Genomic DNA, 14,885 nt, shown 5'->3' on the forward strand with positions numbered 1-14,885 from the left:
ATGAACGAACTGTATTTACTCATTGGAACAGCAGCCTTTCTGGGTTTCTTTCATACGGCAACAGGACCGGATCACTACATCCCCTTTATTGTTCTTAGTAAAGCCCGGAAGTGGACACAAACCCGCACCATGTGGATCACCTTTATTTCAGGTATCGGTCATATCCTAGGTTCGGTTATTCTGGGCATCATCGGTATAGCATTGGGCATCAGCCTGTCAAAACTGGAACTGATAGAAGCTCACCGTGGCAACATTGTTAGTTATCTTCTTTTGACTTTTGGCTTGCTTTATACGGCGTACGGACTATATAAGTTTTTTACAAAAGGGAAGCATTTCCACCTGCCCGGCTTTCTTATTCCCAAACGCATCAGGCGTTTGCAGCATGTGGTAACGCACCAACCCTACGATCTGAATAAAAATTTCCGCGTTTCTGACGACACGGAGGATGTAACGAAAATAACGCCATGGATCCTTTTTCTGATATTCGTATTCGGACCATGTGAAGTACTTATTCCATTATTAATTTTTCCTGCGGCAAAATTCAGTGCAATGGGAATTGCATCAGTCAGCATTGTTTTTGGCATCACGACTATTCTCACGATGTTGATCATTGTTTTTTTAGGATATAAAGGAGCATCAACCATAAAAATTAAGGACGGCGACAGGTATTTTCACCTTATTGCCGGTATGGGCATATTAATCTCAGGCCTGGGCATGCAGTTTTTTGGTTGGTAAAAAATTAAAATTATGACAGTTACACGTTTTGGAGTATCGCTGGAAGAAGATCTTTTAAACGATCTGGATCATATTGTTACAGAACAACGGTTCCCAAACCGGTCAAGGGCTTTGCGCTATCTGATAAATCAGTATAAAGTTGACAAAGGTCTGGAAGAAGAGGCACAGGTTACCGGGGCCATTGTGTTGGTCTACGATCATCGCATAGCGCGCTTACATGCAGAAATTGCCGGGTTGATGCATGAGTATAACTGTATGGTTTTGTCCAGTCAGCACATTCATATCGATGCCCAGAACTGTATTGAAACCATTGCAGTACGGGGGAGCTATCAGAAAGTTGAAAAGCTGGGTAATAAATTACAGGCGATAAAAGGTATCAGACACGGGAAACTGGTTGTCTCCATCATCGAATAGGATGAGCTGAAAACGATATAATAAAAAAGGGTTGCATTAAATTGCAACCCTTTTTTTATTGTTTTTTTGTACGGTTTATACATCGTAAGTAGATGCAGACGTATCTCCTCCTCTACCTGTCCAGTTGGTATGGAAGAATTTACCTCTTGGCCGATCCACTCTTTCGTAGGTATGAGCTCCGAAATAGTCACGTTGTGCCTGAAGCAGATTTGCCGGTAAACGTTCCGTACGGTATCCGTCAAAATAAGCCAGTGCAGTAGAAAATGCAGGTACCGGAATTCCTTTACTGGCTGCGGTAGCGACCACATTACGCCATCCGGCCTGAGCCTTATTAACTTCTTCTTTAAAATACGGATCAAGTAACAGGTTTTCAAGCTTAGGATCGTTATCAAACGCTTCTTTAATGCGTCCCAGAAATGCGGAACGGATGATACATCCACCACGCCACATCAACGCAATACCACCGTAATTAAGATCCCAGCCATATTCTCTGGCAGCATCCTGCAACAGCACATAACCCTGGGCATACGATACTATTTTGGATGCATATAAAGCCTGCATGATATCCTGAACAAAGGCCTTTTTATCTGCATCAAACGATTTTTCAGGACCTGTAAGAATTTTCGATGCCCTTACTCTTTCATCTTTCTGTGCAGAGAGGCAACGCGCAAAGACAGCTTCACCAATTAAGGTCAGCGGAATACCCTGATCCAAAGCAGCTACACCGGTCCATTTTCCTGTACCCTTTTGTCCTGCAGTATCAAGTATCTTTTCTACCATTGGTTCACCATCTTCATCTTTGAATCCCAGAATGTCACGGGTGATCTCAATGAGATAGCTATCGAGTACACCGGTATTCCATTCCTTAAACACCTCGTGCATCTCATCAGCGCTCATACCCAACAGATCGCTCATAATCTGATACGCTTCGCAAATCAACTGCATATCACCGTATTCAATACCGTTATGCACCATCTTAACAAAGTGTCCTGCTCCGTTTGCACCAACCCAGTCACAACATGGTGTACCATCTTCCACTTTTGCCGCAATTGACTGGAAGATTGGTTTTACATGTTCCCATGCTTTAACCGAACCTCCCGGCATGATTGAAGGACCTTTCAAAGCACCTTCTTCACCACCTGAAACACCTGTTCCGATGTAAAGCAGCCCTTTGCTTTCAACATATTTTGTTCTGCGAATCGTATCCGGAAAATGCGTATTACCACCATCAATAATAATATCACCTTCTTCCAGGTATGGAATGATTTTTTCGATGAAATCATCCACCGCCTGACCGGCTTTTACCAACATCATTACTTTACGTGGCCTCTTAAGGGATTTTACGAGATCTTCGATACTGTGCGCGCCGTAGAATTTTTTACCTTTTCCACGGCCCTCAATAAATTTGTCAACTTTTTCTACAGTACGGTTAAATACGCTGACAGTGTAACCATGGCTTTCCATGTTTAATACAAGGTTCTCGCCCATTACAGCCAGACCAATCAATCCGATATCTGATTTAGCTTCCATAGTGTTTTATATTTCTATTGTTTAATAAATCTGCTTTTTTCTGCCCATAAACCGATAGCCGGATTGGAGATGAAATATATTTCTTCCCCGTCCACAACATTAAATCCGTCCTTCAGTTTTTTAGGATCATATTTCTTCATGGCTTCATCCAGTTTACCATACTTATAGTTCACCGATACTATTTCGTCTTCCGTAAGGTGACCCGGACAGTAGGTTACACTGAACCGGTTTTCGGTTGATCCGTGAATCAGGTGAGCTGCAGCACTCAGGTTATTCTGAATATCTTCGTTGTTTTTCACAAAGTCGAGGACCTCAGGTGTAGTGCGGTAACCGTATTTCCGGATGAGCCGGTCAATTTCCTTGTCTTCCCCGAATTCCTTAAGTGCCGGTGCAAGGACAATCAACTCACCTGCATCAGCAATGGCCATGCGGGTACGGTAAATACTTTTGTTGCCAAGCCATGTACTTTTAAATTCTGTAGGATCAAGATAGACGACCACTTTTTTCAGTGGTTTATCCAGCATGGTAAAGTTCACTTTCAGCGACAGGTCAGCTGCCAGCGTAAACACATCCAGATCGTCACCGATATACAGACCACGCGTTACCAGTTTACCACTGTCATCGCGGCCAACAACCGTATGAATATACACCACCGGCAAATCCTTTATAAAATGATCCGAAGCATAATTAAGAAGCTTACGAACCGGATTTATGGCGCGTCCCATAATACGTTCCATGCCGTAAACTGCTCCGGCAAAATGGCTCTTATTAATGCCTTCAGGACCACCCGTTCCTACAAAAAGATTTTTATTGTAATTGGCCATTCCAATTACTTCGTGGGGCACTACCTGACCGATGGACAGGATCAGATCATGTCCGCCATTCAGAATAAGCTTATTCAGCTGTGCCGGCCACTCATAGTCCAGCATACCATCTGTATATTCCTTAACAACAGAACCCGGTACCCTGCCCACTTCAACCACATCGTTCCGCCAGTCGTGCACTTTGAATTTATCCAGTGGAATACCGGGATACATCTGCGTCAGTTCCGACTCTGTCATACCGGCATGTGTTCCTAATGCAGGAAGCACATCGGCAAGTTTATCACCGACTTCCCGGTAAATTATGGATGTAATCTCACCGGCACGTGAATGGTAGCGGGTAAAATCCGGCGGAATAGCCAGAATTTTTTTACGGTCACCAATCTTACCAAATGCCTCCAGGATACCTTGCTTCAGGTCCTCTGAGCTGAGTACATCTGTTTCTGAACCTCTCTGATAATATAGCATAAATCAAATTTTAACGTTTTACGCGCGCATTACCTTCCCAAATGCTCCATACCATCTCTTCATCGGCTGGCTGAGCATAATCTGTAAGGAACGTAGTCGCCATGGCACCTGTTGCCCATCCAAACTGAATCCATTTTTCAGGATCCCATTGTTTTAAAATACCATATAACAGTCCGCCAACGAAACCATCACCTCCACCTATACGGTCGAGTACATGAATATCGCGCAGGTTAACCACATGCCAGTTTGTTCCTTCCAGCATAATACCTCCCCACATATGGTGATTTGCATTGACAACTTCACGCAGGGTGGTTGCGAAAACTGATGCATTGGGGAATGCCTGCTTCACGCGACCAATCATCTCCTTAAATCCATCTATTTTTTCCTCAATACCTTTACCGCCGGCTTCCGGTCCCTTAATTCCAAGACACAGCTGGAAGTCTTCCTCATTTCCAATCAGGATGTCTGCAACTGAAGCAATCTCCTTAAAGGCTTCGCTTAACTCCTTCTCACGGCCTTTCCAGAATGAGGCCCGATAGTTAAGATCGAAAGAAATGCGGGTTCCATGTTTTTTAGCGGCTCTTGCCAGCTGAAGGCAGAACTCGCTGGTATCCGGCGATAATGCCGCGATCAATCCGGACAGGTGAATAATCTGTACTCCATCTTCACCAAAGATACGTTCCAGATCAAAATCCTTCACGTTCAATGTACGTCCCACCTCACCGGCACGGTCATTATGAACCCTTGGACCACGTGATCCGTAACCACTATCTGCAATATTAAACTGGTGACGGTAGCCCCACGGATCCCCCTGTTCAACCTCAGGTCCTTCATAGTCCATGTGACGATTGCGCAGGTTACCTTTTATAAACTGAGCAATAGGACTGCCCTTCACGAAAGTGGTCAGCACTTTTACGGGTAATCCAAGATAAGAGGGAATACTGGCAACATTGGTTTCAGCACTCGTTGCCTGGAGCTTAAATGTATCACTGCTGTGTACAGGTTGTCCGTTTTCCGGGGTAATCCTTACCCCCATACTGGTTGGAACGATAAGAGAATATTTACAATTTTCTTTTAAAGTCAGACTCATCTTATAATTTTTTTTGGTTTTCTTCATCAATTAATCCGGATCATTTCAAGGTAAAGAGATTCTGGCAAAAGCACATAATTATTTTATGTGTTTTACAATTATTTATGATCTGATCCGAAAAACTATTTCAAACTGTTAAACACCGCCAAAAGCACTGTATCCGCCATCCACAGGAATAACGATACCGGTGACAAATTGTGCCAGATCTGAAACCAGGTACAGGCAGGTTCCGATTAATTCGTCCACCTCACCATACCGTCCCATAGGTGTATTGTCGATGATCTTTTTACCTCTTGGGGTCATTTCACCGGTCTCTTTATCTGTCAGCAAGAACCTGTTCTGATTTGTCAGGAAAAATCCGGGGGCAACAGCATTTACCCGTACACCTGTTTTGGCAAAATGGACTGAAAGCCATTGCGTAAAATTATTAATGGAAGACTTAGCAGCTGAATATGCCGGAATTTTTGTCAACGGACGGTAGGAATTCATGGAAGAGACATTCAGAATTGATCCTTTTCCGCTGCGGACCAGTTCTTCACCAAATACCATGGTTGGTAACAGGGTACCTTTGAAATTCAAATCAAAAACCCAGTCAAAACCTGATGAATCAAGTCCGAAAAATGAATCCTGAAAGTCCTTTTCCACATCTACAATGGTTTCAACCTTAGTGGTTGCCTTCGGAGAGTTTCCACCAGCACCATTTATCAGGATATCTACAGGTCCTAATGCTGCGTGTACTTTTTCCTTCGCCTGAATCAGCGAATCCTTATCAAGCACATTGCAGGCCAGGCCAACACAATCTGTTCCTGTTTTTGCTTTAATATCTTCAGCTACTTTAACGGCTGCTTCTTCATTAATGTCAAGAATAGCCATTTTAATGCCCGATTCCGCCAAACCTGTGGCGATAGCTGTCCCAATAACTCCGGCTCCACCGGTAAGTACAGCTACTTTGTTTTTTAAGTGTTCAAAACTATACTTCATAATAAAAGTAATTTGTATTTAATTCGTTAATTAATGTTCAGAATTTTAAACCTCCCTCTTTAAAAACAGATGTGGTACAAGTAAGTTTTATTACATCAGAAATCATTGAGGTCATCATAACAAATAAACAATTTTTTTTTGAAAAATGCAATCGATTGCATTTTTATTTATCTTTTCTTATATTTGTTTAATTGAATTGTATTATGACAGCTAAGAAAACCACCATACATGACATTGCACGTGAACTTGGAATCACGGCAAGCACTGTATCCAGGGCTCTGAATAATCATCCGTCCATCAGTAAAGAGACAAAAAAAACAGTTCTGGCGAAAGCAAGGGAGATGAACTATCTTGCCAACAGTCTGGCTTCTTATCTGCGTACAGGGAAAAGCAATACCATTGGGTTGATTGTTCCACGAATCAATCGTTTCTTTTTTGCAGATATTATTGCAGGTATCGAAAGCATCACCAATCCGGCCGGCTACAACCTTATCATATGTCAGTCGGACGAGAGTTTTAAGAAAGAAGTTGAAAACATCAATACACTCTTTGCCAACCGCGTGGACGGTGTATTACTTTCCGTATCAAAAGAGACAACAACCACTGACCATTTAAAGCTACTGACTGAGAACAATTTACCGCTGGTACTGATTGACCGTATTATTGAAGGCATAGATGTAAGCCGTGTTACCAATGATAATTTTCAGGGTACATATGATGCAACCCGCCACCTGATTCAACAGGGCTTTAAAAATATCGCACATTTTGGTGGTGATTTCAGTCTTTATATCTATAAAAGAAGGCTTGAAGGCTATATAAAGGCCATGCAGGACTACCATCTTCCGGTCAGGGAAGAGTGGATTGCAGAACATATGGTATCACGTGAAGAGGCCTTTGATTTTACAGCAAAATTGCATAACTTGAAACAATTGCCGGATGCATTTGTATGCGCCAGTGATTACGCTGCCCATGGTGTATTATTGTACCTGATCCAACATGGAATTCAGGTTCCCCGGGATGCGGGCATCACAGGTTTTGCCAACGAACCGTTTACGCAATATGTGCAGCCTTCCCTCTCATCCATACATCAGTTTGGAAATGAAATGGGAAAGAAAGCAGCCAATGTATTATTAAACGAAATTGAGGCTAAAAGTGAAGATAGCTTAAACCCGCAAACAATTTATATCAAACCGGAATTATTAATACGAGACTCATCAAACAGAAATATTTAGAAAAGTTTAATTAAATACCATTACAATGAAATTAGTAAAATATTCTATGGGTGTTGGCGACCGTTTTGGCCAACAAGGTAAAGCACAGTTAAAAGCACTTATGAAAGCGCATAAGGAACTGGGACTGGAAGTTGCTCCGGTATGGAACAAATCGAACCGTGAGCATCAGATAATCGGAACACAACCGGATTCGGTCCGTACCGAGGCTGACAATGCTGTAAAAGCGCTTGGTTATTCTGGTCCGTATTATGTAGATGCAGACCACATCAATGCCAAAACAGTGCATGGTTTTATTGCGCCATCCGACTTTTTCACACTCGATGTGGCCGATTTTATTGGTGAAGCTCCGGACGAAGCTGAACTGAAAAGTTTTGTTGAAGCCAACAAAAAGTATGTAGGTGACTTTAAAATTCCGGGAATAGATCATGTATATAAGGTGACTGAAGATCTGTTACTTGAAATCGGAAGTCAGTTTCTTTTTGCTGTAAAACAGGCAAAAGAGGTATATACCATTATCAAAAACAACAAAGCTGATTTTATTGCCGAGCTATCCATGGATGAAGTGGATGTACCACAAACTCCACTGGAAATGTTCTTCATACTCAGCATGGTTGCAGCACAGGAAATTCCTATCCAGACGATCGCACCTAAATTTACAGGTGATTTCTTTAAAGGCATCGACTATGTAGGTAACATTGATAAATTCACACAGGAATTTGAAGAAGATATTCTGGTGTTGAAATATGCCGTAAAGGAATTTGGTTTACCAGAAAATATCAAACTCAGTGTCCATTCCGGAAGTGATAAATTCAGCATTTATCCTATTATGGGTAAAATCATTAAAAAGCAGGGCACAGGTATCCATATCAAAACGGCCGGCACAACATGGCTGGAAGAAGTTATTGGTCTTGCCATAGCCGGAGAAGACGGACTTGCAGTTGCCAAGGAAATTTATCGTCAGGGTTATGAAAAACGTGAAGATTTTATGGCACCTTACCGCACTGTGATTGATATTAACGAAGATAACCTGCCTTCTCCTGAAGAGGTGGATTTGTGGTCGTCCGAAAAATATGCCAACACCTTGCGCCATGATCAGGAAAATGAAGATTTCAACCTTGATTTCAGACAGTTGATTCACATATCTTATAAGATTGCTGCAAAAATGGGTGATAAATACCTGAACCTGGTTCAGAAATACGAAGACATTGTTGGCAATGAGGTAACCACCAATATTTTCGACAGACACATCATGCGTGTTTTTAACTATGTGGTATAAAACCAGAAAATAATAATAATAATGAAACCATTTTTAGACAAGGATTTTGTTTTAAACAGTGATGCGGCCAAAAAACTGTATCACGACTTTGCTGTTCAGATGCCTATCATCGACTACCATTGCCATTTAAGTCCTCAGCAAATTGCGGAGAATAAAAAATTTAAAACCATTACGGAGGCCTGGTTGTACGGTGACCATTATAAATGGAGAGCTATGCGTACATTTGGTGTTGATGAACACTATATCACCGGTGAAGCCAGCGATTGGGAGAAATTTGAGAAATGGGCTGAAGTTGTCCCTTATACCCTGCGCAATCCGTTGTATCACTGGACACATCTGGAGCTCAGAAGGTATTTTGGCATTGAAGACCTGCTCTCTCCTGCTACAGCGCGATCCATTTATGACCGCTGTAATGAGATGCTGAACAGCGATGACTACCGCGTTCAGGGCCTGCTGAAAAAAATGAACGTGGAGATTGTATGTACTACAGATGATCCAATAGACGATCTGAATTTCCATACACAGCATAAAAGTTCAGGGGCAGAACTGAAAATGATACCTGCATGGAGACCGGATAAAGCAATGGCCATCGAAACAGAACAGTTTAACGCCTATCTGGATAAACTGGAAAAAGTTTCGGGTGTAAAAATTTCAGCTTTCAAGCATTTGATTGAGGCCATAGAGGTGCGCCACCAGTTCTTTCATGATAATGGCTGCCGTTTGTCCGATCATGGAATTGAAGAATTCTATGCTGAAGATTATACGAAGGATGAGATTAAGGACATCTTTAAAAAAGCCAGGAAAGGCGGAGAAGTCAGCCACAAGGAAGTGCTGAAGTTCAAATCGGCCATGCTGTACGAATTTGCCAAGATGGACCATGCAAAAGGCTGGGTTCAACAGTTCCATTACGGTGTGATCCGGAATAATAACAGCCGTATGTTTGCCAAAATGGGACCCGACACCGGTTGGGACTCTATCGGTCAGTTTAATGTGGCTAAAAACATGCAGCTCTTCTTTGATAAACTGGATCAGGAGGATAAGCTGACAAAAACGATACTGTATAACATTAATCCATCAGACAATGAGGTAATCGGCACCATGATCGGCAACTTCAACGATGGTTCGGTAGCCGGTAAAATGCAGTTTGGCTCAGGATGGTGGTTCCTCGATCAGAAAGACGGTATGACAAAGCAGATGAATGCACTGTCGACTCTCGGACTGCTCAGCAAGTTTGTTGGTATGCTGACCGACTCCAGGAGTTTTCTTTCCTATCCGCGCCATGAATACTTCCGCAGGATTCTTTGTGATCTTATGGGAACCGATATGGAAAACGGAGAGATTCCGGCCGATTTCGATCTGGTTGGTGGTATTGTACAGGATATTTGTTACAACAATGCAAAGGCATACTTCCCGTTTGCACACGATTAATCTTTTTAAGATCAAATATTTCAGAGGCCGTTCGAATGAATGGCCTTTGTTTTTAGGTACTTAAAGGTATTGATTTGTATCTCCCTTCAACTACAAATCAAAAACCGACAGAAACAATATCACGATAATACAGGTATTGCACGGTTATAATATAGGGCTTCACTTCTGTATCCCGGATTGCAGCCGGGTTACAAATCTGTCACTCCTTCGGAGTTGCTTCATTTTTTTATATTCGTATTTTTCTTCTGGATTTCAACAAAACCTCGAATAGGTGACCATATTGTAGAAGTCAATGAACGATAATTAAACCTGGCCGGGCAGAGGTGTGGAAAAATGAGATAACGTTATTGCCGGACATTTGACGGAAGCTGAATAATGTTATCGGCGTCAGATAAGAACATGAATAAATTTTATTCTTTCATACTTCTTCAGATCATGATGGTAATGATAGTGGTGAAGATGCTCCAGATGCTGATGCCATTAATAAACAGTATTTCGGTCACACCATTTATCCCGTTAAGGATCATGGAAATAATGACCATGATCAGAATGACACTCACAATAATCAATCCTGACAATCCCAGAAAATAATTATCAGGCCACACCGCCACCTGAAATGTTATAATCATAACAGATAGCGTTAAAAAGACAAGCACTGCAAACACATTGTGAAAAAACCGCTGAATGGTAGTCCCCAGATGTTTGAAACTGTACGGATAGATATTATGGGGTATAAATGCCAGTATGGCCAGAAATGCAAAACTGTAATCTACATACCGCATATAGTCGGCATGTTCACCCAGATCGTAGTGTTTGGAGAGCAGCCAGAAGAAAGAATAATTTAAAAGTGCAGCGACCAGCAATAATCTTTTGTAGCCTTTTTTAAACTTTTCACCATACAGCACTTTATTGCTCAAAAAACTCAGGGATTGTTTTTTGGGATCAAATTCCATATGCTGCAACACCTTCCTTACAGAATGAGGTAAAAGGCCGGCATACAGAAACCCGGTAAGCAATATTCCAAACTTTATCCAGAACATCAGCAGCATTCTGGTTCACACTGTATTCCTATTGCCTGATGATGCGGAATACTTCTGAACTGTTTTCAGTAAACAATTTTACGAAATAAATTCCGGATCCTAACTGCGAAAGATCTATGGATGATCCTGACAGTGTTGCTGATAAAACTTCTTTTCCACTCAAATCGACAATAAGGTATGATAAATTCTCTGGCAAACCCTTGTCTGAAGCTATAAACAGCTTATTTTCAACAGGATTCGGATATACACTCAGATTTAAATGCAAGGTATTGCGAACCAGACCTGAAGGAATACTCTCGATCTTTTCAAATACCCACTGCTGATTCTGGTTAGACGCCACCTGGTTATCCCATTCAATGCATTTTGTACCGTTCGATGTTCCTCCACCGGAATTATCAATGGCGTTTCCGGTTCCTACATTAATTAATCCAAACAGATTGACAGGCCCAAGCGGTTCCAGTGTCCAGCGAAGGGAATCGTTGGTTTCAGAGATTTCACTCAGCACCACACTGTTGCCTTTGCCCATACCTTTTATGGCCATACCGGAGAACCGGTTTTCAAAACGAACGGTTCCATCTCCCAGATCTACGATCTCCCACTGCTGACTTAACAAATCATCCGTGTACTCCCACATGTTAAGGACATTAGAGTCTTCTTCAGAAATATCAATTACAAGATCTGAACGATTATTTCGTATGGCATAGTAATAGTTTTCAATGACAAAGGGTTCCACATACTGTGCAAGATTATCGTTCAGAAAACTAATACGCTCTGTCATATAATCCCGAAGAAAATCAATATTCTCTTCCCATGTATCAAATAAAAACTGCTCAAGATAGACCTTATCGGGCAAAATATCCCAACGTTCAAAATTTTTTACCTGCGACTGATCAATCAGATTGGCTGCATCGTTGATATAATTTTGAACCGAATCGGAAATACCGGTTTCAACCAGGTTTTCCCAACGCTTACCAACAGCTCTTACAAACCAGTCATCCTGCCACAGGCGGTTGATCCATACTCTTGGATTATACGCACTTTCACGCATAAGTTTATATTGGGCATCTTCCTGGCGGCTGTCGTTGTTGAACGCAATATCATAATCCCACATTGGCCCCCAGAAGAGTTTATCGTTGGAACGTTTCTTGTAAATATTTGTGCTCCAGAAACAGTCAGGGTTCCCTGTGAGTTCGGAAGCAATATACCAGTTTACCAGGGTAGCGGAGTCATTATATGCACGATATCCGGTCTCCGGATCTTTATAGGTTTCCGAAAACAGTACATCCTCATACTGTTGGATGTAAGTCTTAATATAATCCAGCTGTTCCGTATTAATATCATCATCATCGGGGTACTTGACGGTTGTTTTAACACCCCGTGTTGTCTGAAACCATACCGGTTCACGATCTGCAAAACCATCCACTTCCAACAGGTAGCCTCCTGAAAGATCAGGCAAAGAAACAACAGAAGTATCCTGCTTTTCAACAGGCACACGGTTTTTTGCCACCTCCACCTGGTCGGTGAGCATGTAATTACCTACATAATTACCATTCAGAATTACATCCACAAATCTGAAATCGGGATTAAACTCAAGGTTCACCCACTCTCCTATTTTAAACGCCAGTGCATTCCTTATCAGGGATTTATCGGCGTAATTTGCCAGTAAAACCCAGTCCCTGTTTTTAGCTTTCATGCCAAGCAAATGCTTGTCATCATCCAGTTTGATCCGGAACGGTTTCTTAGGCATTCCCCATGTGGAGTTACCGCGTCCGCGTATCTTCATGGGTAAAGTATCGTTTTTTATATCCGGATCAGTGCTTAAAACATAAAGTGTCCCGGGAATGTAAGTATCCGTACTGTTTATGGCTGCACCATCGGTATCAATAATGAGTGTTGTAAGATTTGATACCTGTTGCTGCGAATGAACAGATACCACAAGGATCAGTGCAAAAATCAGAAATATGCTACGCATTGCGAGTAAAGTATTGGCATTAAAACTTTTTGTTCCCAAAGCAAAAACAGCGTTAAATTAAACTTTAAAACCGAAAATCAAGAATAATGTCTGATTTTTTATATCATATTTAAAATTTGTATACCTTAAAGGCCTCAACCTGTTTTAACATGAATGAACATAAAATATCCGAACTGAAACGCATTTTTAACGATCGGGCCTTTTACTCTCCTGAACAGCGGTATGAGGCAGTTTCAGAACTGGAACTGTTTGAACCATTGAATGGAATTATGGATGAGTTTAAACAGAACTATGAAAATAACCTGTCAGAAGCTGAACTTTCAAAAAGAAATAACATTTTCTACAACGATCCGGACATCACATTCAGTGATGAAGCACCTTTGCTTTACCGAAAAGCAGTTATTCATCTGTTTTCCACTCTCTTTACTGTTTTTGCAGGTTCAATTTTAATGGCCATTAATCTAAAGGTTTTGAAGCGCGAAACAGAAAGCTTCTGGTGTGCCTCTTTCGGCTTCTTTATCTTTATGGGTATCCCATTTTTTATCATGATTTTTGACCTGAATACCTTATGGTTTATTTCGCTAAATGGAATATTAGGCACTGCGTTCAATGAAATGTACTGGAAACGCTACATTGGCATAGTACTGAAATACAGAAAAAGGTCTGCTCTGATTCCTGCACTGATATGGATTGTTATTTCCGTCGCTGCTGTTGTCATTATGATTTCAGCAAACAATTAGTCCTGCTCATGGGTTGTTTTCATTAGTTATCTACTAAATTCAAAGTATGAAAAGCATTGTTCCATTTATTTTTCTCACTGTGTTTCTTGGCATCATTACAGGTGCGGTTTTCTATCTGACACACCGGTTTAACTTGTATTTCAGCATCCCACATACACGTATGCTTTATCCTGTTTTTGCTGTACTGGCATTATTCATGCTATTTGGAGTGTTTACCACTGCCAATTCCGTATCGCTGGCCGGACATGTTATTTATATCGTTGCGGCCATGACCATGGGATTGATGCATTACCTTTTGATTTCGGTCATCTTAACGGATATCCTCAGGCTATTTACTGCGTTTCAACCGCTCACTTACGGGCTTATCGTTGTGATCCTGACCTTAGTCATCAACCTTGCCGGCACACTGAATTCATGGAACACCAAAGTCACGCATCATACAATACCACTTAAAGGGCTGAACCAAACTATTAGGGCTATGCATCTGTCTGATGTGCACCTGGGGCATTTTAGGGGGAAACGGTTCCTGAACAAACTGGTCAGCAAAACCAATGCACAGAATCCCGGTATTGTCTTTATTACCGGAGACCTTTTTGACGGCCGTTACCGCTTATCGAAAGAAGACCTGGAACCATTGGCAGACTTAAAAGCGCCGGTCTGTTTTATTGAAGGGAATCACGATAAATATACCGGGGTGCAAACCATTAAAACCATGCTGCGCGAAATGGGCATCCGGGTGCTTGAAAACAACATGACCGGTTTTAAAGATCTACAGATTATCGGGCTGAACCATATGGCTGCCGACGACCAAACATTTAATGTGCACACACAAAACGGTCACGCTACCATAAAAAGTACCCTGAACAAACTGTCTCCTGACAAAAGCAAACCAACCGTGTTGTTACATCACAGTCCGGATGGCATAAAATATGCCAGCGAACACGGTGTGGACCTGTACCTTTCCGGCCATACCCATGCAGGACAACTGGTTCCCATAAAATATATTGCCGCCCTGATGTTTCAGTTTAACCAGGGCCTGCATCACTACAACGGCACTACCATGTTTGTATCACAGGGCGCAGGAACCTTTGGCCCTCCTATCCGTTTGGGCACCATCAGCGAAATCTCGTTACTGACCCTGCAACCGGAATAAGCTAT

The 14,885-nt window shown here is 41.9% G+C and carries 13 protein-coding genes; 7 read left to right on the forward strand and 6 right to left on the reverse strand.

Annotated elements, in window-relative coordinates:
* Together ACE1EF_RS13195 and nikR are read left to right on the forward strand one after the other, a co-directional pair.
* Complete coding sequence (locus ACE1EF_RS13195) at positions 1 to 735, forward strand: hypothetical protein (RefSeq protein ID WP_375721146.1); 735 nt, start codon at positions 1 to 3, stop codon at positions 733 to 735.
* Positions 736 to 747: 12 nt separating this feature from the next.
* Positions 748 to 1,149: a nickel-responsive transcriptional regulator NikR gene (nikR, locus tag ACE1EF_RS13200; RefSeq protein WP_375721147.1), complete on the forward strand. Its 402-nt coding sequence runs from the start codon at positions 748 to 750 to the stop codon at positions 1,147 to 1,149.
* 75 nt (positions 1,150 to 1,224) lie between these two features.
* On the opposite strand, the gene gnd is transcribed toward nikR, so the two are convergent.
* The 4 genes from gnd to ACE1EF_RS13220 all read right to left on the reverse strand — a co-directional run bounded on the left by gnd (position 1,225) and on the right by ACE1EF_RS13220 (position 6,039).
* A complete protein-coding gene (gnd, locus tag ACE1EF_RS13205) occupies positions 1,225 to 2,679 on the reverse strand; it encodes a decarboxylating NADP(+)-dependent phosphogluconate dehydrogenase (protein WP_375721148.1) in 1,455 nt (484 codons plus the stop codon).
* A gap of 14 nt (positions 2,680 to 2,693) precedes the next feature.
* Positions 2,694 to 3,968 (reverse strand): nickel-dependent putative hexonate epimerase, encoded by a 1,275-nt coding sequence (locus tag ACE1EF_RS13210; protein ID WP_375721149.1) that lies wholly within the window; start codon positions 3,966 to 3,968, stop codon positions 2,694 to 2,696.
* Positions 3,969 to 3,978: 10 nt separating this feature from the next.
* Positions 3,979 to 5,058 carry a sugar kinase gene (locus ACE1EF_RS13215; RefSeq protein WP_375721150.1) on the reverse strand — a complete coding sequence of 360 codons (1,080 nt, stop codon included), beginning with the start codon at positions 5,056 to 5,058 and terminating at the stop codon, positions 3,979 to 3,981.
* Positions 5,059 to 5,193: 135 nt separating this feature from the next.
* A complete protein-coding gene (locus tag ACE1EF_RS13220; protein WP_375721151.1) occupies positions 5,194 to 6,039 on the reverse strand; it encodes an SDR family oxidoreductase in 846 nt (281 codons plus the stop codon).
* A gap of 203 nt (positions 6,040 to 6,242) precedes the next feature.
* Here ACE1EF_RS13220 and ACE1EF_RS13225 point away from each other — a divergent pair, with 203 nt between their 5' ends.
* The 3 genes from ACE1EF_RS13225 to uxaC are packed head-to-tail and all read left to right on the forward strand — an operon-like array spanning position 6,243 to position 9,975.
* Positions 6,243 to 7,271, forward strand: a complete 1,029-nt coding sequence (locus ACE1EF_RS13225; protein WP_375721152.1) for a LacI family DNA-binding transcriptional regulator — start codon at positions 6,243 to 6,245, stop codon at positions 7,269 to 7,271.
* Between the two features lie 25 nt (positions 7,272 to 7,296).
* On the forward strand, positions 7,297 to 8,547 hold the full coding sequence (locus tag ACE1EF_RS13230; RefSeq protein WP_375721153.1) for a tagaturonate epimerase family protein: 1,251 nt from the start codon (positions 7,297 to 7,299) through the stop codon (positions 8,545 to 8,547).
* A gap of 21 nt (positions 8,548 to 8,568) precedes the next feature.
* On the forward strand, positions 8,569 to 9,975 hold the full coding sequence (uxaC, locus tag ACE1EF_RS13235; RefSeq protein WP_375721154.1) for a glucuronate isomerase: 1,407 nt from the start codon (positions 8,569 to 8,571) through the stop codon (positions 9,973 to 9,975).
* Between the two features lie 428 nt (positions 9,976 to 10,403).
* Here uxaC and ACE1EF_RS13240 read toward each other — a convergent pair whose 3' ends face one another.
* Together ACE1EF_RS13240 and ACE1EF_RS13245 are read right to left on the reverse strand one after the other, a co-directional pair.
* A complete protein-coding gene (locus tag ACE1EF_RS13240) occupies positions 10,404 to 11,015 on the reverse strand; it encodes a hypothetical protein (protein ID WP_375721155.1) in 612 nt (203 codons plus the stop codon).
* A 28-nt stretch (positions 11,016 to 11,043) separates the two neighbouring features.
* On the reverse strand, positions 11,044 to 13,026 hold the full coding sequence (locus tag ACE1EF_RS13245) for a CotH kinase family protein (protein ID WP_375721156.1): 1,983 nt from the start codon (positions 13,024 to 13,026) through the stop codon (positions 11,044 to 11,046).
* A gap of 110 nt (positions 13,027 to 13,136) precedes the next feature.
* On the opposite strand from ACE1EF_RS13245, the gene ACE1EF_RS13250 reads away from it, so the two are divergent.
* Positions 13,137 to 13,727, forward strand: coding sequence for a hypothetical protein (locus tag ACE1EF_RS13250; protein ID WP_375721157.1), 591 nt, complete (start codon positions 13,137 to 13,139; stop codon positions 13,725 to 13,727).
* A 46-nt stretch (positions 13,728 to 13,773) separates the two neighbouring features.
* Positions 13,774 to 14,880, forward strand: a complete 1,107-nt coding sequence (locus ACE1EF_RS13255) for a metallophosphoesterase (RefSeq protein WP_375721158.1) — start codon at positions 13,774 to 13,776, stop codon at positions 14,878 to 14,880.
* The last annotated feature ends 5 nt before the right edge of the window (positions 14,881 to 14,885 follow it).

The organism is Quyinboa sediminis, assembly GCF_042219855.1.
Classification (GTDB): domain Bacteria; phylum Bacteroidota; class Bacteroidia; order Bacteroidales; family UBA5342; genus JBHJHP01.